Source organism: Serratia sp. 22264 (assembly GCF_052045345.1).
GTDB lineage: Bacteria > Pseudomonadota > Gammaproteobacteria > Enterobacterales > Enterobacteriaceae > Serratia > Serratia plymuthica.
In genome coordinates, this window is record NZ_JBQEOY010000001.1 from 2,227,436 (window position 1) to 2,249,378 (window position 21,943).

Annotated in this window: 21 protein-coding genes; 14 read left to right on the forward strand and 7 right to left on the reverse strand. The window is 57.2% G+C overall.

What is annotated here, in order from left to right; genetic code table 11:
• The first annotated feature begins 4 nt into the window (after positions 1–4).
• The 10 genes from ACTJJ1_RS10390 (at position 5) to ACTJJ1_RS10435 (ending at position 10,969) form a co-directional block, all read left to right on the forward strand.
• Complete coding sequence (locus tag ACTJJ1_RS10390) at positions 5–1,144, forward strand: 2-aminoethylphosphonate--pyruvate transaminase (RefSeq protein ID WP_020439383.1); 1,140 nt, start codon at positions 5–7, stop codon at positions 1,142–1,144.
• A complete protein-coding gene (locus tag ACTJJ1_RS10395) occupies positions 1,141–2,160 on the forward strand; it encodes a GNAT family N-acetyltransferase (RefSeq protein ID WP_440833487.1) in 1,020 nt (339 codons plus the stop codon). Before ACTJJ1_RS10390 ends, ACTJJ1_RS10395 begins: the two co-directional genes overlap by 4 nt.
• A 1-nt stretch (position 2,161) precedes the next feature.
• The gene (locus ACTJJ1_RS10400; RefSeq protein ID WP_202291598.1) at positions 2,162–3,082 is read left to right on the forward strand and encodes a hypothetical protein; all 921 of its coding nucleotides are present in this window, start codon (positions 2,162–2,164) and stop codon (positions 3,080–3,082) included.
• A 10-nt stretch (positions 3,083–3,092) separates the two neighbouring features.
• Positions 3,093–4,316: a pyridoxal phosphate-dependent aminotransferase gene (locus ACTJJ1_RS10405; protein ID WP_440833489.1), complete on the forward strand. Its 1,224-nt coding sequence runs from the start codon at positions 3,093–3,095 to the stop codon at positions 4,314–4,316.
• Entirely contained in the window at positions 4,309–5,649 is a 1,341-nt protein-coding gene (locus ACTJJ1_RS10410) for a hypothetical protein (RefSeq protein ID WP_440833491.1), read from the forward strand. The genes ACTJJ1_RS10405 and ACTJJ1_RS10410 overlap by 8 nt, the downstream gene beginning before the upstream one ends.
• A gap of 64 nt (positions 5,650–5,713) precedes the next feature.
• On the forward strand, positions 5,714–6,436 hold the full coding sequence (locus tag ACTJJ1_RS10415; RefSeq protein ID WP_235196215.1) for a sugar phosphate nucleotidyltransferase: 723 nt from the start codon (positions 5,714–5,716) through the stop codon (positions 6,434–6,436).
• A complete protein-coding gene (locus tag ACTJJ1_RS10420) occupies positions 6,433–7,719 on the forward strand; it encodes a pyridoxal phosphate-dependent aminotransferase (RefSeq protein WP_004946700.1) in 1,287 nt (428 codons plus the stop codon). The genes ACTJJ1_RS10415 and ACTJJ1_RS10420 overlap by 4 nt, the downstream gene beginning before the upstream one ends.
• On the forward strand, positions 7,716–8,345 hold the full coding sequence (locus tag ACTJJ1_RS10425; RefSeq protein ID WP_202291602.1) for a CDP-alcohol phosphatidyltransferase family protein: 630 nt from the start codon (positions 7,716–7,718) through the stop codon (positions 8,343–8,345). The genes ACTJJ1_RS10420 and ACTJJ1_RS10425 overlap by 4 nt, the downstream gene beginning before the upstream one ends.
• A gap of 29 nt (positions 8,346–8,374) precedes the next feature.
• Entirely contained in the window at positions 8,375–9,667 is a 1,293-nt protein-coding gene (locus ACTJJ1_RS10430) for an ATP-grasp domain-containing protein (RefSeq protein ID WP_004946705.1), read from the forward strand.
• A 42-nt stretch (positions 9,668–9,709) separates the two neighbouring features.
• Positions 9,710–10,969, forward strand: a complete 1,260-nt coding sequence (locus ACTJJ1_RS10435; protein ID WP_006326469.1) for an MFS transporter — start codon at positions 9,710–9,712, stop codon at positions 10,967–10,969.
• A gap of 62 nt (positions 10,970–11,031) precedes the next feature.
• On the opposite strand, the gene ACTJJ1_RS10440 is transcribed toward ACTJJ1_RS10435, so the two are convergent.
• Positions 11,032–11,475: a DMT family transporter gene (locus ACTJJ1_RS10440; RefSeq protein WP_041417031.1), complete on the reverse strand. Its 444-nt coding sequence runs from the start codon at positions 11,473–11,475 to the stop codon at positions 11,032–11,034.
• Between the two features lie 4 nt (positions 11,476–11,479).
• Positions 11,480–11,998, reverse strand: a complete 519-nt coding sequence (locus tag ACTJJ1_RS10445; protein ID WP_041417033.1) for a GNAT family N-acetyltransferase — start codon at positions 11,996–11,998, stop codon at positions 11,480–11,482.
• A gap of 39 nt (positions 11,999–12,037) precedes the next feature.
• On the opposite strand from ACTJJ1_RS10445, the gene ACTJJ1_RS10450 reads away from it, so the two are divergent.
• A complete protein-coding gene (locus ACTJJ1_RS10450) occupies positions 12,038–12,607 on the forward strand; it encodes a helix-turn-helix domain-containing protein (RefSeq protein ID WP_006326475.1) in 570 nt (189 codons plus the stop codon).
• 59 nt (positions 12,608–12,666) lie between these two features.
• Here ACTJJ1_RS10450 and ACTJJ1_RS10455 read toward each other — a convergent pair whose 3' ends face one another.
• Both ACTJJ1_RS10455 and ACTJJ1_RS10460 read right to left on the reverse strand, forming a co-directional pair.
• Positions 12,667–13,254 carry a nitroreductase family protein gene (locus tag ACTJJ1_RS10455; protein WP_013813687.1) on the reverse strand — a complete coding sequence of 196 codons (588 nt, stop codon included), beginning with the start codon at positions 13,252–13,254 and terminating at the stop codon, positions 12,667–12,669.
• A gap of 86 nt (positions 13,255–13,340) precedes the next feature.
• Positions 13,341–14,222, reverse strand: coding sequence for a LysR substrate-binding domain-containing protein (locus tag ACTJJ1_RS10460; protein WP_006326477.1), 882 nt, complete (start codon positions 14,220–14,222; stop codon positions 13,341–13,343).
• A 121-nt stretch (positions 14,223–14,343) separates the two neighbouring features.
• Here ACTJJ1_RS10460 and ACTJJ1_RS10465 point away from each other — a divergent pair, with 121 nt between their 5' ends.
• Both ACTJJ1_RS10465 and ACTJJ1_RS10470 read left to right on the forward strand, forming a co-directional pair.
• A complete protein-coding gene (locus tag ACTJJ1_RS10465) occupies positions 14,344–14,979 on the forward strand; it encodes a flavodoxin family protein (protein ID WP_004946718.1) in 636 nt (211 codons plus the stop codon).
• 144 nt (positions 14,980–15,123) lie between these two features.
• Positions 15,124–16,230, forward strand: coding sequence for a glycosyltransferase family 9 protein (locus ACTJJ1_RS10470; RefSeq protein ID WP_062792358.1), 1,107 nt, complete (start codon positions 15,124–15,126; stop codon positions 16,228–16,230).
• Here ACTJJ1_RS10470 and ACTJJ1_RS10475 read toward each other — a convergent pair whose 3' ends face one another.
• The 3 genes from ACTJJ1_RS10475 to ssuD form a co-directional block, all read right to left on the reverse strand.
• The gene (locus ACTJJ1_RS10475) at positions 16,231–17,397 is read right to left on the reverse strand and encodes an O-antigen ligase family protein (RefSeq protein WP_440833497.1); all 1,167 of its coding nucleotides are present in this window, start codon (positions 17,395–17,397) and stop codon (positions 16,231–16,233) included.
• Positions 17,375–18,283: a sugar glycosyltransferase gene (locus tag ACTJJ1_RS10480; protein ID WP_440833642.1), complete on the reverse strand. Its 909-nt coding sequence runs from the start codon at positions 18,281–18,283 to the stop codon at positions 17,375–17,377. The genes ACTJJ1_RS10475 and ACTJJ1_RS10480 overlap by 23 nt, the downstream gene beginning before the upstream one ends.
• Positions 18,284–18,593: 310 nt before the next feature.
• Positions 18,594–19,748 carry an FMNH2-dependent alkanesulfonate monooxygenase gene (gene ssuD, locus ACTJJ1_RS10485; protein ID WP_004946729.1) on the reverse strand — a complete coding sequence of 385 codons (1,155 nt, stop codon included), beginning with the start codon at positions 19,746–19,748 and terminating at the stop codon, positions 18,594–18,596.
• A 282-nt stretch (positions 19,749–20,030) separates the two neighbouring features.
• Here ssuD and ACTJJ1_RS10490 point away from each other — a divergent pair, with 282 nt between their 5' ends.
• Complete coding sequence (locus ACTJJ1_RS10490; RefSeq protein ID WP_440833499.1) at positions 20,031–21,938, forward strand: aliphatic sulfonate ABC transporter substrate-binding protein; 1,908 nt, start codon at positions 20,031–20,033, stop codon at positions 21,936–21,938.
• The last annotated feature ends 5 nt before the right edge of the window (positions 21,939–21,943 follow it).

The window sequence follows — 21,943 nt, forward strand, 5'->3', positions numbered from 1 at the left end:
AACGATGCAATCACAGGAATTTCGTTTATTCACTCCCGGCCCGCTGAATACCTCGGCGCAAGTGCGCCAGGCCGCCGGCAGAGATTTAGGGTCGCGCAGCCCGGTCGCCATCCACTTGAGCGCCCGGTTGCGTGAAGACATCGTGGATATCGCGGGATGCGACGCGAGTTGGAGCGCAGTACCCTTATCAGGCAGCGGCACTTTTGCCGTCGAAGCGATGCTTTGTTCTCTGCCGGCGGCAGATGACCACTTGCTGATTATCGAAAATGGCGTCTACAGCGCCCGTATGGTGGACATTTGCCGCATCCACGCGATCCCGCATTCGGTGCTGACGTTGCCGCCACATCAGGGTTTTGACCTGGCGCAGGTTGAACTGGCCCTGAAGCAAACGCCTTTGGTTACCCACATCGCCGCCGTTCATTTCGAAACGGCGCTCGGCGTGATCAATGATATTGATGGCCTGACGCAGTTGGCGAACAGGTACGGCTGCCAGTTGCTGATCGACGCCATCAGTACCTTTGGCGTACTGCCGTTGGACTACAGCGCGCCATCGCTTTCCGCCGTCGCGCTTTCGGCCAATAAGTGCCTGCATGGGCTACCCGGCATCGCCTTCGTTTTAGTGCGAAAGGCCGTGCTGGCAACCCACGTAGCCCCACGCACGCTGAGCCTGGATCTCAGGGCGCAGGCCAACGCGTTGGATGGCAATGGGCAGTGGCGTTTCACGCCGCCGCTGCAAATTATGCTGGCCCTGAAACAAGCTATTGACGAGTACCGTCAACAGGGCGGCAGGCGCGCGCGTCACCGTGCGTATTCTCAACGTATGGCGCATCTGCTCGACGGTATGGCACGTTTGGGTTTCACCCCGATAATTCAACCGCAGTTCTGCGCCCCGTTGATTGTCACGCTGGCGCCGAACCCGGGAATCCAGTGCGAAATCGACAAGCTGAACGACTTTTTATTCCAGCGCGGATTGGTGATTTACCCCACCAAACACTGGGCGGTAAATTCATTCCGCATTGGGGTTATGGGGGAACTCGACATCCAGGATATCGATGATTTGCTGACGGCGTTCGCTGAATTTACCGCACAGGCCGCCCCCGGAACCCTGCAACCGAATCCACTTTCGCTAAGGCCCGCACTATGAGTTATCACCTGTCTTGCCATCATCAATTCGCGGAAATCAACGCCCAGGCCTATGCCGACTTGTGGATGGACTGCGGGCAACCGGCCTTTTATCACCCTGATCTGCTGACGGCGGCAGAACGTCACCCCATGTTGCCGACGCTAGCCACGCATTACCTGGCGGCATGGCGAGGAGAGCGGCTTGACGCGTTGTTGGTGGTCTACCAGCAATCGCAACCCGATCCCTTCGGTACGTTGGCAAAAAGTACCGGTTTTCATTTTGCCGCCCCCGTCGGCGGGCTCTTGGGGCATATAGCCCATTGCTACGACACGCAAATCCTGCATCGGCCAGGTTCGGAAGACGCGGCGCAACGCTTGATGACCGAGCTCATTGCGCTAGCCGACCGGCAGGGCATTCCGGGCTGCGGCCTGCTCAATCTCAGCGCAGGGCCTTCATTGAGCGCCGCAGAGCGGGCGGGTTATCGCTGCAATTTCATGCATGACCGTTTCTTTATCGATCTGATGCCCTTTGGCCAATTCGACGATTATCTGGCAGCCCTCCCGCGCGATGGCCGACAGGAGATGAAGCGCCAGTTGCGGAAATTCGACAGCGATCGCGGCAGCTACCGCGTGCTTTCGGGCCGAGACGCCGATCTTGCCGCCGCGGTCAAACTTTGCCACGCCACCAGCTCCCGAAACGGTACGCCGCACTATTATCCGATAACGACGTTTCTCCATTTTCTGGAAACTTGCGGCGAGCTGATTACCGTGGTCCAGGTTGAACATGAAGGCCAGTTGGTGGCCGCCGTCATCTGCCTGAACGACCCGCAATGCCTGCACCTTTGGGCCGGGGGCGTCGACTATCGGCTTTCGAGCTTCAGCCCTTACACCGTCATGATCGCGGCCAGCGTGCAGTATGCGTTCTCGCAAGGTATCCGCCGGATTGAGGCGGGCAGGACCAATGCCCGGATTAAAGCGCGTTTGGGTTGCCAATCTCAGCCGCTGTATTCGGCCCTCTACCCATTGGAGGTGGCCTGACATGCCTGTGACCTCGGCCTCCCCGCCCCATCAGAAACCCTCGGTGCAGCTGGTGCACGGGCAATTGCTGACCTTGCTGTATATTGCCCTCACGTCCGCCTCACAGGTATTTTTAAGTCATGTCGGCGGCGGCATACCGATCGAGATCAGCCTGTTCTATATGGCTCTGGCGGCCTGCGTGGTGTTTAACCTGTGGGAGTTCCGTCGCCTGCGGCACAATCACCGCGCGCTGCGCCGCCATTGGCGCATGTGGCTCATGCTTTCCGTCGCCTTTGTGCTGAACTGGATATTTTCTTATTACAGCGTGACGCACGCCTCAGCCGATTTTTTCATCGGCGTATTTTTCCTTTCTTCGGCACTGTGCAGTTGCCTGCGAGAAAAGCGCTGGCTGAAGTCACTGTTCATCCTGATGGCAATCCTGTGCATTCATGCTCTCTCGGCCTTCCCGTTGCAGGTGCTTTGCACCTCAATGTTAGCGGGGGCCATGATGTATCTTTACTACGTCAGCTCGCTGCGTTTCAGCCGGCAGAGCGGGCTTGGCCCGGTCTCGGTCGTTTCTTTGCGCTGCTATATGCTGCTGGCCTGCAGCGCCGCTTACCTGTTCGCGCATCACGAGTTCGGCGCGTTGTGGGTAGCCCCGGAAACCTTGCGCAACCTGTTGATCCTTATCGTCGCCAATATGGTTTTACCTTCTTTTTTGTCGCAGACCTGCCTGCAGTGGGTCGGCGTCACCCTGTTTACCTTTATGAATTCGTTGATACCGGTGCTGGCCTTCGTGATGCAGTCGCTGGTCAGCGGCCAATGGCAAACCGGTATGTTGATCGCCGTAACCCTCACTACGCTGATGCTCAATTACGATCGTTTGATTTTGCTGGCGCGTAGCCTTATCGCAGTAAACCCTCAGTCAATGGATCAGGAATAAGAGGAATACCATGCCTGCCATCAATGCGTATTTGGAACACCTGAACCCGCTCTCATCAAAGACGGTCTCTCAACGGGCGAAAGCAAACCCTGCGATCCTCAATCTCAGTATGGGAGAACCCGATTTTGGTCCGCCCGCCGCGTTGGTTGACGTGATCTGCCGAGAAGATCTCAACAAAGAACGGTTTCTGGATGCGGTCAAGCGCTATGAACACTCACGCGGCTCGCTGTCGCTGCGCAGAGCGATAGCGGCGTGGTATCGGCGTCGTTACGCTATCGATATCGATCCCGAAAGCGAAATAATGGTGACTCATGGGGGGATCGAAGCACTCAATCTGGCGTTGCAGGCGTTGACCAATCCTGGCGACGGCATCCTGCTGGCGGCACCGGCCTACACCCTTTATCAACGAGCCATTCACTTGTTGAACCGTAAAAGCCATCCGCTGCCCCGCCCTGAAGGCGAAAACGAATATGCGGCGGCGCTGGCGGCCAATACCCACGCCTCGGCGCGTGCCGTGCTGATCAACTCCCCGGAGAACCCTACCGGCTACGTCATGAGTGACGCGGATTGGCAAGCGCTCGCCGATGACTCTCACAAAGGCGATCGCTGGGTCATCCATGATGAAGTCTACGACACCCTGGCTTTCACCCGCCCTCACCTTAACGCCTGGTGCATTCCGGCCCTTCGCGAACGTAGCGTGCTGATTAACAGTTGCTCAAAAAAGTTTGGCATTCCCGGCTTGCGCACAGGTTGGCTGATTGGGCCGGCCAAGGTGATTGAAGCCGCCAGCAGGGTCCACGAAAGCCTGTGTCTGGGCGTGAGTATTCTTGGCGAACCTATCGCCGAACGGCTGCTGAGCACCCCCGAGGTAGACGACTGGATGCAACAGCAGCAGGACATTCTGGCGGCCCGCAACCGTTACGCGCTTTCGGCGTTGGGCGAGACGCAGGGCTTCCGTTGGTCACGCCGCCCCATGGGGGGAATGTTCCTGTTCCCTGAGGTTTCCGCACTCTATCCGGCCTTACCCACCCGCTGGCGCGATTTTTCGCCTGATGCCGGCAGCGCAGTCGCGGAATATCTTCTGGTGGAACGGCAAGTCGCCACGGTGCCGGGAATCGTTTACGGCGCTGAAAGCCGGCAACACTTGCGATTGACCAATTGCGCCAGCGAGCAGGTTTTCAATCAGGCCATCGCGCGTCTTTCATCATTGGAACTGGGAGGTAAGGGTGATTAAAAATACGCTTGATCAACAGGTTATGGACTTCTACTCCATGCAGGGCAGCGCCGAGTCCGCTGACGCCTTTTCCCAGGCATTGCTCAAGGTACACCCCGGCGACTGGCGCGCCACCTTTCCGCCTGCGGTGTTCCCGCCCGGCCATCTGACAAGCATCGGTGCCGACGCCGCGCGGCTGCTGGCCATCGTTTTCAGCCTGCCGGAGCGCCTGTTCGGCGGGGATTATTCGCGCTTTCTGGCCGCGCAGTGCCTCACGCCGCAACAGCATGAAGACATACTGGCCTTCTGCACGCCGCACGTATTAGCGCGCGCACGGCTGTTTGCCAGGCCGGACGCACTGCTGACCCACGAAGGCTTCAAACTGGTTGAAATGAACGTGACGCCTTCACTCGGCGGGCTGGGCATCTGCGATCGTTATGTCACGACCTTGCAGGAACATGCGCTTAGCCATCGGCTGCAGGCAGCGGGAATTACCCTCCATGCGCCGGACATGGGGCGCCTCTGGGCCGAAACATTGCACCGCCACCGCACGCCGCTGGCGGACGAACGCACCCCGGTTATGTTGGAATTGCTGGACGATCCGGACGAGATCCCGGAGGACAATTTTGGCTGGCCCGACTTTGGCCATATCGCCCGCCGCGGCGGTTTTCGACTCTTGACCGGCAAACCGGCGGACGTCCGTTTCACCCCAACGGGCGTCTATGCTTTCGGCGTAAAAATCGACATCGTTTTTACCGATTTGGTGTACGCCGAACAGCTGCAATACAACATCGACAACGCGTTTATTGCAGCGCTGGTCGCGGCGGAAAATCAGGGCCAGATAGACCTGTTCAGCGTACCGGCCAGCTGTGCGGTTTACGACAACAAAGCAAACCTGGCCCTTCTCACCGATCCCGATTATGCCCACCTGTTCACTGAGCAAGAGCGCGCACTGATCGATGCCCACATTCCCCCCACCTTTATTTTAACGCCGGGCAATTTGGCCAGAGCGATACGCGAACAGAGCAATCTGGTTTTAAAACCGGGGCTGGGCCTGTGCGGTTACCAGGTGATGTTTGGCAGACAGATGTCGGCTCCGCAATGGCGTGCGCAGTTGGAACGGCAACTGACGGAAGGCGGTTCTTTTGTCCTGCAGGACATTGTTGATGACATATGGACGTACACCCTGCCGCATCAACAGAACAATCCAAGAATGGTATGCATTGGCCCGATCGTCATCGATGGTCGTTACACCGGCACCTTCTCGCGCGATGAGGCTTATCACGGTAAAGCGATCGTTGTTAACCATGCGCAAGGCGCAAGCTGGTCAACCGGTCTGGAACGCGCCGAGTAACCCCCGGCCTGCCACGCGGCGGCTGTTTTACACAAGGAGATTGAAAATGCGTCTTGCATGTTTAATGGCAGGTTCCAGCAGCAGACTACTGCCACTGACCACATCCCGGCATAAAGCCAGCCTGATGCTTGGAAAACGACGAATGGTGGATTACCAACTCGAATCCTTCGACCGCGCCGGCATCGGGCATAAAACCTTTGTTCTGGGGCACGGTGCCACGGAGGTCGCGCAGATTTTGTTTGAATCATTGGGGGGCAGCCATTTTATTGTCTCGCACAATCCACAGTTCAAATCCCGCAATCTGGACTGGAGCGCCTGGCTGGCCCTCAGTCAACACCCTGGGCCGGTGATTTACTATGAAGGCGACCTGCTTATCCCGCCGTCGTTGCTCAAGCAGGTAATAGATAACCCGGCCGAAATTTGCATTGCGGTGGATTCCGACAGCAAAAATCCCAGCATCGATACGCTGGTTATCGCCCCCAATGGCAAGGTTGAACATTTGTTGTTTATTGAGCATGGGACGGCAAAAAGCCAACCGGGTGATGGTGCCATCGGCGAATTTATCTGCTTCGTCAAATTGGGCGAAGCGGCACGGCAGTTTATCGTCGATGCGCTGAGTACCTTGCCGTTTGAAGGGGAAATGCAGCTTTACAAAATTTTCGAACAGGCATTCTCCCGTTTTCCGACGGCCTACGTCGACGCCGGCGGCCGCCCCTGGATTGAAGTGGACAATCACAACGACCTGCAACGGGCTACCCATCTGGCCGAGGAGATCTTAACCTCATGAAAGAGCCTAACGCATTGGATCAAGTGAAGCCGGCGCTGCTGAACAGCACGTTGTCCGACATCGGGGTTTACGTATCAAAAGCCATCTCGCAGGCCGCTCGTGACAATCCGGATATTATGAACATGAGCATCGGTGAACCGGCATTTGGCCCACCCGCGCATTTGCTGGCAGAGATTGCCCAGACTGATCTGACCCAGGAGGCGTTTCTTTCCTCGGCGAAACGTTATGGGCACTCGTTGGGATCCCTGGCGCTGCGTCAGGCGATCGCTGACTGGTATCTGCGCCGTTATAACCTCAAGATTAATCCTGAAACCGAGGTTTTAATCACCCACGGAGGCGTTGAAGCCGTCGCACTGGCGATTCTGTGCTGCTCGAATCCTGGGGATACGCTGGCGATCACCGATCCTTCCTATATGCTGTATGAACGCGCCCTGCTGGCTCTCGGCCGCCAGCCTCGGCGCTTTTCGCGCCCGGTCGGCGATGCCGAATTCACCGATTTGATCGACAGCGACCCGTCATTCCGAAGCCAACTCGGCGGGGCAAAAGCGGTGATTGTCAATTCCCCGGAAAACCCATCGGGGTATGTGCTGTCGGCCGAGGAATGGCAACAGCTCATGCGCTGCGCAGAACGCAGCGGCGCCTGGATTATTCACGATGAAGTCTATGACAGCATGGCATTTAACCGCCCGCATTACCCTGCACGCAGCTTTGACCCCTTGGCGAGCAGGACGGTTCTGGCCAACAGTTTTTCCAAAAAATTCGGCATTCCCGGCCTGCGCATTGGCTGGTTGGTCGGAAGCGCCGAATTTATCGCCACGGCCAGCAAAACCCACGACTACCTGGTGCTTGGCGTTAACCGCCAATATGAACAGATTGCCCTGCGCATACTCCAGGACGCACAGACCGACGATTGGCTGGCGGACAAGCAAAAAATGCTTCACTCGCGAATACGCCTGGCAAAACAGCGGTTAACGCCAACGCTGGGGTTCAGTTGGCCACGTTCGCCGATGGGGGGAATGTTTTTGTTTCCCTGCGTTAGAGGGCTCTATCAACGTTTGCCGCCGGCACAACGGCAACGCTTCGCCACCGTGGGCGAGAGCGTCGCGGATTACTTATTGCAGGTTGCACGCGTCGCCACGGTCCCCGGCATTATTTACGGGCAAAGCTGCGCCGACCATATCAGGATCGTCTTGTGCTGTGATGAACCGACGTTCCACACCGCGCTTGAGCGATTGGCTAATTGCCACCACGCCACGCTCGCTCAAAAACTGGAACTGCCATGATGTCAAAACGACGCTACTGGCTGATGCCCGGTAAATATATAGATGGCGCGAATCTGGTAACCGCGACCAATGTTCTTGCGGGGATCGTAGCGCTGATGCTGGTTTTAGCCCACCGCGCGGAGTGGGCGATCCTGTTGGTGTTTATCGCTATTTTGCTCGATCATCTTGATGGATATCTGGCCCGGCGTTTTTATGCTCATCAGCAAGAGAAGCGGGCATTTGGCAAACAGTTCGATACATTGGCCGATATGCTGAATTTCAATGTGGTTACCGCCGTATTGCTGTTCCAGCAGTTTGCCTATACCCCCCTTCTGACCGGCGTTATTTCGGCCTCTATCGTCCTGTTTGGCTGCGTGCGCCTGTCGCACTTCACCCTGCAGACAGGATCGGGGGATGAGAGCGCTTATGGCCTGCAAACGCCTTATGCCGCTTTTATTATCATCAATATGCTGTTGCTGAACACGGCCGGTTATTTGCCCGGCGGCCTGGTGCTGCTCATTACGGCCATCATTTCCATTTTGCAAATAACCTGCGTTCCCATTCGTATGCCCAACGCCACTTTCTGCGTCACGGCTCTCAGCGTGCTGTTCTTTATCAATCTGTTGCTCTGTGGTTTCCCAAATTAGTTCCTATTTTATTCCAAGGAGAAATGCTTATGGCTCACGTTATTTTTATCGACAGCACCCCGACCGGTCTGAACGCCTTTCGCAGCGCTCAGCGGCTCGGCCACCAGGTCACCTTTATTCATCCGACCAAGTCTTCGAGTTTCGTCAGCATCATGTCGAAAGACCCGGCGAAACTGGCTAACCAGTTAGGCCATGTCGATCGTTATATCGAGGTAGATACATTGGAAAACGAGCATCTTTTCCCCGTACTCGAGGCCTTGGTGAAAGAGAATCCGTTCGACACGGTAATCAGCTCGGCCGAGACCGGCATCATGGCGGCCGCCTGTGCGGCTGAAAAATGGGGAACGCGCTATCCCAGCCCGCAAGATCTGGGCAATGCGATATTTAAAAATCGCTTGCGCACCACCCTGAAGAACAACGGTATCCGCTCACCGGATTTTGAGGTGTTAAATGAAGAGGAACTGTTGCAAGGGCCAAAAAAAATCAAGCTGCCGTTTGTGGTAAAACCCATTCGCGGCTTTGCCAAACAATTTTCCGCTATTTGCCACACGCAGAGCGATTTCGATAATTATATCGATAACCTGAAGATCGACCGGGCCAACAGCGCCTTGATTGACAGCGTGGTGTCGCATGAATATATCATCGAAGAATACGTCACCGGCACCCTGCACTCCGCTGAGGTGATCGTGCGTGAAGGCGAGGTCATGTTTTACGCCACCACCACCCGTTACCGCGCGCATTATTACGATCTGCTGGAACTGGCGGCGGTCATGCCCTCCGGTTTACCGAAACAAGCGCGTGAAGAGATGAAAACCTATCTGCAAGCGGTGTTTACCGCCCTGAACATTCAGATTGGCCTGTATCACGTAGAATTGCTGTTAACCGACAGCGGCCCGGTGCTGGTGGAAATCAATGCCCGAATGATGGGCAGCGTGTCTCCGATCATGTATCAGATTCAGACAGGCCACGATCCTTTCGAGTATTTGATCCGTCTGCATCTGGGGGAGCCGGTCACTGTCAGCGACGATGAGTTTACCAATGCGGGGATTACTCTCGCGGTGGCGGCCAGACATGGAGGCACCATCTCCTCATCCTTCCGACCGGAACAGCTCGATGAACTGCTGGCTCGCTACGAGATCCCGCACAATACGCTGAATATCTTTGCCGGTAAGGAGATTGGGCGCTACGGGGGCAATTTCAGCATTATGGGGCACGTCATTATTCTGGCCGAAACCCCGCAGGAAGTGGCTGAAAAAGGGCATCGCTTCCTGAACGAAATAGATGCGCTGATTGGATTGGAAACGGCAAAATACTTTGCGTAAGGTTTACTGCATGCACACTGGCGAGCTAAGGAAGCAGTTCAAATGACGACACGGGATTCGATTTTTCATTATCCGGCCTTCGTACGATTCTGTATGGGAGATATTGCCACTCAGCTTGGCACGGCGATAGTGATTATCGTTATCCCGCTCATCGCCATAACCTTTCTTGATGCGACACCCTTTGAGATAGGCCTTCTCGCCGCCAGCGAACGTTTGCCCTTTATCATCTTCAGCCTGATCGCCGGCGTGTCCGCTGATAAGTGGGAGCGTCGGTCGATTCTGTTTTGCGCCAATTTTCTGCGTGTCGTTTTGTTGCTGATAATCATGTTTATCGTTTGGACCGGCGCATTGTCGGTGATGACTCTGGCGGCGATGGTCTTTATCGTCGGCGCCGCCAATGTCTATTTTGAAGTGGCTTACTGGACTTATATCCCTGCGCTGGTTCCCGGACGGCTGATTGCCAAAGGCAACGGCGCTCTGGCGGCCATTGCCGGTGCGGCAGAGTTGGTCGGGCCTGCCGTGGGCGGCATGCTGTTAAAAATTGCCGGCATTCCAGGGGCCTTGTTATTGAACAGCCTGCTGTTTCTGATGGGCAGCAGCATGATCCTGACCGTGCCCAAGAATAAGCCTGCGCCTCCCGAGGGCGCCCGTCCGTCAAGCCTCAGTCAAATCAAGCTGGGCATTCACACCCTTTTCCATTCACCGCCGTTACGCCGTCTGGTGATTATCGGCGCGGTGTGGAACATCTTCGCCTGTGCGGCGACCCCGCAAATCATGGTTTATCTCACCCGCACGCTGGGCCTTGCCACCACGCAAGTCGGCTTGATTCTGGGGCTGCAGGGGCTGGGGGGATTGATCGGCGCACTCTGCGCCGGCAAGGCCAGCGAACGGCTGGGGCACGGGCGCAGCATCATGGTGGGCGGAGTGATCTACAGCCTTTTCACTTTGGCTATTTGCACCGTGACGCAAGCAGCACCGCAAGATCAGCTGCTACTCGGCGTCTTCCTGTTTTGCGCAGGCTGGGGTTCGTCCATTGGAGTGGTCAATATTATCAGCCTCCGGCAGTTGGTTAGCCCCGAATACCTTCTGGGTCGGATCAACGCCAGCTTTCGCTTCATCACCTGGGGGATCATGCCGCCGGCTGCCTTGTTGGGGGGGGCGCTTTCGCAGTTGATCAACAGCCGGTTTGTCATTGTTTCCGCTTGTCTGCTCGGGCTCGCCTTTATCTTGTGCTCATACCGTAAAAGCACGGCCATACTCGGCATAGACGCACCGCCCGACCGCCTTAGTGAAAACGGCTAACCTGTAGGCCCGCGCCGATGCCGACAAGCCCGCCAGGGGAAAAACCGGCGGGCTTTTTCTCTTCAAAAACTTCTTCTGGCCACCAAAAAAGCGCCCACCACCAACAAAACGGCACCGAACAGCGCAGGCAGGTTGTCGCGCAGCGCCGCCGGCCCGGCCTTGTAAATATCCACCGCCAATCCCGCCACCAGTTGGCTGGCGATCAGCACCGAAATGGTGGTCGCTGCCCCCAGCTTTTGGTAACCCAAAATGCCGGAAAAGACGAAGAACGAGCCCAGCAAGCCGGGCAACAGCATCCAACCCCTGAAATTGCCGGTCACCTCCGCCAGGGCGCCGGCGCCGTTTTTGGCGAACAGCAGCGCCATCAACAGCAGCAGGCCGACGCTGGAGTTGATCACCAGAGCGATCAGGATCGTCGATGCGCTTTCGCTGATGCGCACCATCAGCAGGTTCTGGGCAACCAGGCTGACACCCGCCGCCACCAGCAGCAATAGCATGATATTCATAGGATTAGCGGGCCGGCGGCGATTTTTCGTGATCAAGTTGCAACTGCAAAAAGGTCAAATCCAGCCATTTGCCGAATTTGGCGCCCACTTCGCTCATCCGCCCCACGTTCTGGAACCCCAGATTAAGGTGCAGCTGTATCGACGCGGCATTGCCGGATTCGATGCCCGCCACCATCACATGTTTACCTATCGCTCTCGCCTGTTCAATCAGGGCTGTCAGCAGGGTTTTCCCCACCCCGCCGCCGCGGCTGTCGCGCCGCACATACACCGAGTGCTCCACGGTGTGACGATAGCCGTCCCACGCCCGCCAGTCGCCGAACGAGGCATAGCCAATCACCTCGCCCGCCTCGTTGCTGGCCACCAGCACCGGATACCCCACCGCCTGGCGTTCCGCCATCCATGCCGCACGGTTCGCCGCATCGACGGTGAGTTCATTCCAGATCGCCGTGGTGTTAAGCACGGCGTCGTTATAGATAGCGGCAATGCCTTCGCTATCGGTTATAGTCGCGTTACGGATAAGCATGTTGACCCCCTGGTTGACTGTCCACTATCATACTACGATATGAACAATAAATTAGACAACCTAAATCAGCGCATCGGCGCACGCATCCGCATCGAACGCGAAGCCCGCCATTGGTCCTTGTCCGATCTGGCCGAGCGGGCCGGCGTTTCGCGGGCCATGGTGCATAAAATTGAACGCGGCGACAGCAGCCCCACCGCCATGCTGCTGGCCAGGCTCTCCGGCGCCTTCGGCCTGAGCATGTCCAAACTGATCGCGCGTGCGGAAACGCAGGAAGGCCGGCTGCTGCGCCGGGAGGATCAACCGGTCTGGGTCGATCCCGAGAGCGGTTACGTCCGCCGTCATGTGTCCCCGCGCTCAGACATTCCGCTCGATCTGGTGCGCGTTGAGCTGCCCGCCGGGGCGGAGATCCCGATGCCAGCCTCCGTCTACGCGTTCAAACGCCAATTAATCTGGTTACTGTCCGGCGAGCTGGTGTTCCTGGAAGGGGAAAATCGCCATGAAATGGCCGCAGGGGATTGCCTTGAACTTGGCCCACCGGCGGACTGCGTGTTCAAAAACGAGAGCGACGAGCCCTGCATTTATCTGGTTGTGGTGATGAGCAAGGCCTGAAGAAAGCAAAAAGCCCGCAAAGTTATCCTCTGCGGGCTTTTTCACGTCAGGCGAAACGATTACAGGGTGAAGTTCAGCCCTTCGACCACCGTCTGCTCCAGCGGCAACCGCCCTGAAGGGATCTCCTTTTGCTGCAGGAACTCCGGCAACTGGGATTTATCACCCGCTTTGCCGATCGCCACCATGCCGTGCACCACATAGTTATCCGGCAGGTTCAGCGCCGCCTTGATTTTGTCGTGGTGGACGCCGCCCATGCAGTGGGTCAGCCAGCCTTTCAAGTGCGCCTGCAACGCCAGGTTCGCCCAGGCGGCGCCGGCATCAAACGCATGACTTGGGTTAGCGACTTCCTTATCGCCATTCAGGCTGGTGGTTTTGGAGATGACCACCACCAGCGCCGAGGCGTGTTGCGCCCAACCGCGGTTGAACTCAATCAGGAAATCCAGGTAGCTGTCCCAACTGGCCGAGCCGTGCTTGCTGTAAGCAAAACGCCAGGGCTGGATGTTATAGGCCGAAGGTGACCAGCGCGCCGCTTCAAAGAAGCTCAACAGGGTTTCGTCGTCGATAGGATCATTGGCCAGCGCACGCGGCGACCAGCGTTCAATAAACTGTGCATCAATCGGGTAATCAGAAGTTCTTGGCTGGCTCATGGACATCTCTCTCATGGGAATGGAATACCGAATTTACCCAATATTCCCATGCTCCACATCAGAAAAGTTTTTATTTTGTGCTGTATTCAATACCGCAATTCCTGCTGCAACCAGCCCAGAAACGCCCGCACCGGCGGGTGTCGTTCGCGCCCAGGCACGCAAAGCGCGGTATAAGCGGCGCCCGGTACGCCAATTTCCGGTCGGTAAGCCACCAGCAGGCCGTTACGCACCAGATCGGACACCATCACCGAACTGGCCAGCACCAGCCCCTGCCCGGCCACCGCCGCCTGCAAGGCATAATGCTCCTCATCGTAGGCACGCAGCGACCTGTGCCGCTGCCACCAGTCGACCCCGGCAGCCAGGCACCAGTCGCGCCAGCCGTTTTCATACAGCGTTGAATCGCGCCAGCGAACGGTGATCAGCGCAGGCGTTTGCAACTGTGTGGCAGACAGCCCCGGCGCGCCGTAAACGCCAAAACGTTCTTCCAACCGTGCGGCCTGATGCAATCGAGGATAATTGGCGCTGCTGTAGCGTATGGCAATGTCCACGCTGGCGTCCTGCTGCAGGTCGATCACCTCAGCGCAAGCCTCCAGACGAACCAGATAGTGCGGATAAGCCTGATAAAAACGCCCCAGGCGCGGCACCAGCCACAGGGCGGCGAAAGAATGGGTCACGGAAACGCACAGCGCGCCGGCGCTGGGCACCGGCCGCAGCGCATCCAGCGTGTTTGCCACATCGAGCAGCGCGGTATGTACCCCTGCGAACAAACGCTCCCCTTTCTCCGTCAGCCGCACGCCGCGCGGCACCCTGTCGAACAGGGCAAAACCCAGTTGCCGCTCCAGCGCCTTGATCTGGTGCGAAACTGCGGTCGGCGTAACCGCCAGCTCCAGCGCCGCCTGTTTAAAACTGCGCAGGCGGGCGGCGGATTCAAAGGTGCGCAGTGCGGTAACCGGAAGCGTGGCGAACATAGTGGACAATCCATAGGGATGAATTGAATTCATCCTGGCAGAGAAAGCGTCATTTGTCGCCTGCCCCTTGCTCCCAATAGAGTGGCAATGACAATTTCACGCTCGGTAAACGGAGAATCACATGAATTCAACTCATCAACCCAAACGCCTTATCGTGCTGGTCGGCAGCCCGCGCCGCGACGGCAACAGCGCCGCTTTGGCGCAAGCCGTCATGGCGGGTGCCGCCGAGGCGGGAACCGGGGCCAGCCTGCATTTTCTGGATGATTATATCAGCGGATTTCTGACGGATGAGCGCCACAGCCCACCGCCGACCGACCGCTATGGCGAGCTGTTCCTGGAGCATTTTCTGCCGGCCGATGCGGCGGTGTTTTGCACCCCCATTTACTGGTACGGCATGTCGGCGCAGACCAAAGCCTTTTTCGACCGCGCTTTCAGCTATTACGCCGACGCCTATCCGGATGCGAAGCAGGTGCATCAGCGCATGAGCGGCAAACGCATCGGGCTGGCGGTCGCCTCGGAAGAAACCTACCCCGGCGCGGCAATGGGCATCGCGCATCAAATCCAGGAGTTCAGCCGCTACTCGCACTCCGAGTTTGTCGGGGTAGTGCATGGCGCAGGCAACAGCCGGGGCGAAATCGGCCGCGATCCGCGTAACCCGCTGTTGGCCGCCCGCGATCTGGGGCGCGAGATCTTCACGCGGCCCTATTCGGATTACCGGATGGATACGCCGCGCAGTTCGCAGGTTTGGCCAAATTGATGCAACACAGGGGCAGCCCGCTGCCCTTTATTAAGGTTACGCAAACATATGTAGCAATATATTGCCGCCCATTGGCCCGTTGAGGTAAACATCATATGATGCACCTGTCCGAGCGGCGCGCCAATCAACTCAAAGTGAATCAAGATGTCGAAACAGTGGAAAATAACGGCGGCCAACGCTGGCCTGCAACTTTACACCCGGCTGGGAGGGCATTTCAAAGACAAGGCCACTTTTAAGCCGGACCTGGTTTTCGACAGTATCGTTATTTTTTCCACCACCGCCCTCGGCGATCTGATGTTCAATACGCCGGCCATTCGCGCGCTGCGCGAACGTTATCCGGCGGCCGGCATCACTCTCGTTTCCAGCCACAAAAACAAACAACTGGTCGCGACCAGCCGTTACTTTGACCATGTCATCTATTGGGATCATAAAGCGAAAGACATGCTTGGCGTAATTTGCCAACTGCGAAAACGCCGGCCCCAGTTGGCCATCATCCTGCACTCAAAATCCCCTTATGACGTGATCACCGCGATTACCGCCGGCTGCCACTATGTGTTCAAAGACGCCTACGGCAATAAAGCCACCGGCATGGAGCGCTGGCTGAGTGGCGTAAGCCGCAGCACCGGCGGGCATTTAATTCAGCGCAAGCTGGATCTGGTGGCCCAATTGGGTTGCGAGACTCAAAACACCGAAATGTTTATTCCCATCGCCTTCCCGCCGAGAGACAAGGCCGTGGGGAAAACCGTTATCGGCTTTCAGATGGGCGCGTCTGAACCGTTGCGCTGCTGGCCCGTCGGCCAGTTTATCCGTCTGGCAAAGCTCTTGCTGGCGCAGTCGGCGCATAACCAAATTGAATTAATCGGCGCCCCTAAAGAGCGGGATATCGAGCAGGCGTTTATGGCGGGATTGACGGCAGCCGAACGGCAACGGGTGGTCAGCCATATCGGCAAAACCACGCTGCCGCAGTTGCTGGCGGTCATGGAAAACATGCAGGTTCTGGTGACCGGCGACACCGGCCCGTTACACCTGGCCATCGCCCTGAAAACGCCGACCGTCAGCCTGTTTGTCACGGCAAATCCGCAGCACACCGGCCCCTATCAAAATAGCGAACTGCATCAGGTGATGTACGTGCCGGTCGATGCCGAAAAACTTAGCCTAGCGCAACGCCGTCAACCGCTAAGCATCATCACCGAGAACCAGGTGTTTGAAAAAGTGGCGAATGCCTTGGCGCTCGCCCCCCTTCACGGCTGATCAATTTTCGGCAGGCGGCGGCGACGTCAATACCATCGCCACCGGGAACCAGAACAGATACCAAAACTCGGCCGGGTTGGCGATGACAAACATGCCCTGCGAGCAATAGAAGATCAGCATAAACAGGTATAAGGCGGCCTCCAGGCGGCGGCCGGCCCTGAGATGGCTCAGCGCAAGCCGTGCTCCAAACCCCAGCAACGCGGCGAATAAACAGAACCCGACCAATCCTCCCTTGAGCAACGCGCCCAGATACAGGCTGTGGGTCGTATGAATAAACTCACCGGTATAGTTGGTAAAGGTCAGTTCTTTATCAAAGCCATAGCCAAAAAACGGCGCCTGACCTATCAGCGACAGGCTGTGTCGCCAAATGCTCATGCGCACAAAACTCTGTTGGTACAGCTCTTCAAAGCGCGTAATCAGCATCTCGCCAATGTCAGAAAACAAAACGACGACGACGGCAAGTATCATCGTGGCCGCAATGCCCATAGCCGTTTTTTTATTGAGCGTAACGAATGAGGTCGTCAATGCCAGCGCTGCCAATAACGCAATCAACGGGCCACGGCTTTGCGTCAGCACCATAAAGGCAAACAGCGGCGGGATCGCCAGCAGCACTTTCTTTTGCCGGGTATCGCGCAATACCATCAGGCTTAAAATAATGCCCACGGCGGCATAGCCGGCGAGATCGATCACATTACGCGGGCCCGGATTGAGGGCCGAGGTCTCCCTGAGGGTATAAATGGCCTGATAATCGCTTATAGCCAGATACGCGCACAGCAGCACAATGCCGGCAATCACCGCGCAGAGTAAGAAATTACGCCTGGACCCAGCCAGCAAGGTGACCAGCAGGGCAAGGTAGATCAGAATATAAGCGCTGTGGGTAAAGGCCGACCCCGTATCGTCCGGCGTTCCCCCCCAAAGATTGCTGGCGGAGTAATAGGCCAAAAAACACGCCGCCAACGCCAGCCCCTGTACCGCCTTGCGCTGCTTTAGCCATGCCGAACGGAGCTCCGGGCGGGTGACCAATGCGATAAGGTAAAAAAAAGCGGCAATATGGAATAAATTATTGACCCGGGTATACCCGCAAAACACGGCGCTGAAAAATGAAAAGGCCAGGAATGGGTAAACATAGAAAGCCGTAGTGACATCAGCCTTTTTTGAAAAAATCATTATAATCAACCTTTTCAAAAACATTACTGTCAATGGCGCTGCTCAACGAAAAATTCTTGATGGCAATACTGTTGTTTTTCATTCTTTCACCGGCGTGGCTAAAGGCAGGCATGATGATATCGTCAATTTTTTCAGGCAAAAAAGTGGGCAGTTTATTTTCCTTCGTTTCATAAAAGCGCGGCAAATGGAAATTATTCATATCCAATCCGGCAATAAACAGCTGTTTGAACCCCAGAAATGAAATGATCTGGAAAGCCCAATAAACCACCGTGCCGGCATCGAAAATCCCGCGCCGGATATCGTGGGTGAAGGCAATGGTTTTATTGGCCGATGAAAAAGAGACGCTGCGGTCGTTTCGGTAATGCTCCCACAGGTCTGAGGGGGTTATTTTGGGGCTGTAGATTTTAAATGCCGCGTCTTCTACCACGGCAAACCGGCACTTCACGCCCGCCAGCGTAAAGCGGTCGATTATTTTGGCAATGCCGTGTACCGTGGTAAAAAGAATTAAATCCGGCTTCAGGATAATGTTTTCTATAATATCCGGCCGTTGATCAATAAACCCCATGTCGACGATAACGTAAAAGTGAAAATCGACCCGCGGGTGCAGCGAATAAGCACCATTAACCCCCATTGTCGGCATGGCGGGAATATGGTTAAAACAAATGTCGTTAACCGAAGGCCCGGTTGCGGTAAGCAGCAGCGGCCCCTGGCAACTGTCTTTCAACGCGGACAGCGCTACCAGTGGAACCGGCTTTTTTTTATAATGCAATACGGCAATTTCGCCGCTTTGGGCCCGCTCAATCCTCACATAGGGCCAGAGATTTTCATTGTGCCGATAAGGGCGAGAATGAGAATACCGATATACCTGCTTAAAAAAACTGCCCATCTGGCCCATTTCCCCTGGTAAATGCACTGGCATCTGAGCTGATTGCTCTTATTTTAATTACGCCAACTCTAAACCCGAGTATCTGAGCATTTATTACGGCGGGCAATTTTATCAATTTGAATTATTCGTCACGATATAGATAAGAGATGTGTACGTTTGTAACCCACGTTAAAAAAATGCAGGGAAACGTAATTATTCTCTTTTTGAAAGATAAAACTGCGGCAGAAAGCGCTGCCGCAGAATGAGATTGGGTGCTTCACCCTGAGGGAGTTGGGGTATTGCGCACACTGCCATCACGCCGCCTTGATCCTCAGGCTGGCCGTTTGTCGCCGCCGATGGTTTCCCCGAACGGGCCGGTATTCACCGTGCGCGCCGTCGGGTTCAACGGCTGCGCCAGCGGCAGCAGCGGCATCACCAGTTCGGCGAAGCGATGGGCCTCTTCGAGGTGCGGGTAGCCGGAAAGGATAAAGTTGTCGATACCAAGCTGCCGATACTCGAGAATGCGCTCCGCCACCTGCTGCGGATTACCCACCAGCGCGGTGCCGGCGCCGCCGCGTACCAGGCCGACGCCGGCCCACAGGTTAGGGCCGATGCGCAGATCGTCCCGCGAGCCGCCGTGCAGTGCGCTCATGCGTTTTTGCCCGGTGGAATCCATGCGCGCAAAAATTTTCTGCGCGGCGGCAATGGTGCCTTCGTCCAGATGGCTTATCAACCGATCGGCGGCGGCCCAGGCCTCCTCTTCCGTCTCGCGCACGATGACGTGCAGGCGAATGCCGTAGTTGAGCTTGCGCCCCTGTTGTTCGGCGCGTTGGCGCACCACCGCCAGTTTCTCCGCCACCTGCTCCAGCGGCTCGCCCCAGGTGAGATAGGTGTCTATCTGGTTGGCGGCGATGCCGATAGCCTCTTCGGAGGAACCGCCGAAATAGAGCGGCGGGCCGTTTTCCTGCACCGGCGGGAACAACAGTTCCGCGCCTTCGACACGAATGTGCTTGCCTGCAAAATCAACCTTTTCGCCCTTCATTAAGCGCTGGTAGACCTCGAGAAACTCCTGCGTCACCTCATAGCGCTCAGCGTGGTTAAGGAAAATGCCGTCTCCCTTGTTCTCTACCGGGTCGCCGCCGGTCACCACGTTGATCAGCAGCCGCCCCTCGGACAGCCGGTCCAGCGTCGCCGCCATGCGCGCAGCCAGGCTCGGCGGCTGCAAACCCGGCCTTACCGCCACCAGATAGCGCAGACGGCGGGTGATCGGCGCCAGTGCCGCCGCCACCAGCCAGGAATCTTCGCAGCTCTTGCCGGTGGGGATCAGCACGCCGTAATACCCCAGATTGTCGGCGGCCAGCGCCACTTGTTGCAGGTAGGGTAAATCCACCGGCCGCCCGCCTTGAGCGGTGCCGAGGTAACGGCCGTCGCCGTGGGTCGGCAGGAACCAGAAAACGTTAATATTCTCTTTCACGGACTCAGTCATTATGCCTTTCCCATATAACCATTCCTGGTTTTTATCGATAGAAAATTACCCTTTGGTTATAAATCTGTTAGCAGGATGCATGCCAGCGTCGTGGAATTTTTTAGTTGTTTAAAATCATCCGGTTGTAGATTTACAGCGCGGGCAAAACTGCTGCATTGGCAACAACCGTTGCTGATGAACTGCTGCTTTTGCAGCACCTCGCACTTTTGCTCCCCTCGCCGTTGGCGCCCTGCTGGGATAAGATTTTTTCTCCGTTAGCCTCGCCAAGCCTGGAGCCGCCCAATGCATAACCCACAACCCTATGCGCCAGACAAGCCGGTGCTGATCGACCCGGCGTCGATCGCCTTTCAAAGCGTGCTGGACCGGCTGGCGCCGACCGAAGCCACGGTGCTGATCGTCGGTGAAACCGGCACCGGCAAGGAGGTGGTGGCGCGCTATCTGCACCACAACAGCCTGCGCCGTCATCAGCCGTTTTTGGCGGTGAACTGCGGCGCGCTGACCGAAAGCCTCGCCGAGGCCGAGCTGTTCGGCCATGAGAAAGGCGCCTTTACCGGTGCCACCAGCACCCATCAGGGGTGGTTCGAGGCGGCGGAAGGCGGCACCCTGCTGCTGGATGAAATAGGCGAGCTGAGCCTGCCATTACAGGTAAAGCTGTTGCGGGTATTGCAGGAACGGGAGATCACCCGCGTCGGTTCGCGCAAGGCGTTGAAGGTGAATGTCCGGGTGATTGCCGCCACCCATGTGGATTTGGCCAACGCGATCCGCGAGCGCTTGTTTCGCGAAGACCTCTATTATCGGCTCAACGTAGCCGCAGTTACGCTGCCGCCGCTGCGCCAACGGCCGGACGACATTCCGGTGCTGGCCCAGCATTTTCTTATGCTGTACGGCCACCGGTTGGGGCGGCCACGGCTGCGGTTGGCACCGGAAACCCTGCAGGCGCTGCTGGATTACCACTGGCCGGGCAACGTGCGTGAACTGGAAAATACCCTGCACAACGCCGTGCTGCTGAGCAAAGATGCGCTGATCGCCCCCCACCAGTTGCGGCTGAATCAAAACCTGCAAGATGCCGGCATCGCCGGTGATGACGCAATCGGGCACTTTATGCGCCGCCAGTTGCAAGGGGACACCACGCAGCTCTATCAACGGGTGCTGAACTCGCTGGTGCGCAGCGCCTTCGAGGCCAGCGACGGCAACCAGTTGCAAACCGCCATGCTGCTTGGCATCAGCCGCAACACGCTGCGCACCCACCTGGCGCATCTCGGGTTGATCAAGCCGCGCCGCCGCGCCACCTCTACTGCCGTTTCGCCTGCCGCCACCTGGCCGCAGCAGGAACAACAGTTGCGTATCGGCTATCAGAAATTCGGCAATCTCGGGGTGCTCAAAGCGCGGCAAAGTCTGGAGCAGCGCTTCGCCGACCGGCACATCAGCATCCTGTGGAGCGAGTTCCCCGCCGGACCGCAGTTGTTGCATGCGCTGAACAACGATGAGATCGATTTCGGCACCACCGGCGAGGTGCCGCCGATTTTCGCCCAGGCTCAAGGGCATGGCATGGTCTATGTGGCCTATGAACCGCCGGCGCCGCAAAGCGTGGCGATGGTAGTCCCGAACGACAGCCCGATCCGCAGCGCCGCCGATCTGCGCGGCAAGCGCATCGCGGTCAACAAAGGCTCCAACGTCCACTATTTACTGGTGCAGATGCTCGACGAGCAAGGGCTGGCGCTAAGCGACGTGCGCATAGTCTACACACCGCCGAAGTATCCGCTGTCGGCGACCGACTATCAGGCGGTAGACGCCTGGATGATGTGGGATCCGTTGCTCAGCGACGCGCAGCGTTCAGGGGAATTGCGGGTGATCGCCGACGGCACGCAGCGGGTGCTGAATCAGCAGTTCTATCTGGCGAGACGTCGCTTTGCCGAGCAGTCGGGCGATCTGCTCCAGCAGATGATGCTGGCGCTGCAAAATACCGGCCGCTACATTGCCGAGCAGCCGGTTGAAGCGGCGCGTTATCTCTCCAGCGAACTGGGATTGCCACCGGCCTCGCTCGAGCTGGCGTTGTCGCGCCGCAGCCATGAAACCCGCGCCATGAATGTCCAGGTTATCCGCGAACAACAAAGCATTGCCGACCGGTTTTACGCCCTGGGCCTGCTGCCCAGAGCGATCACCGTACGCGATGCAGTGTGGCCGATGTAAAGCGA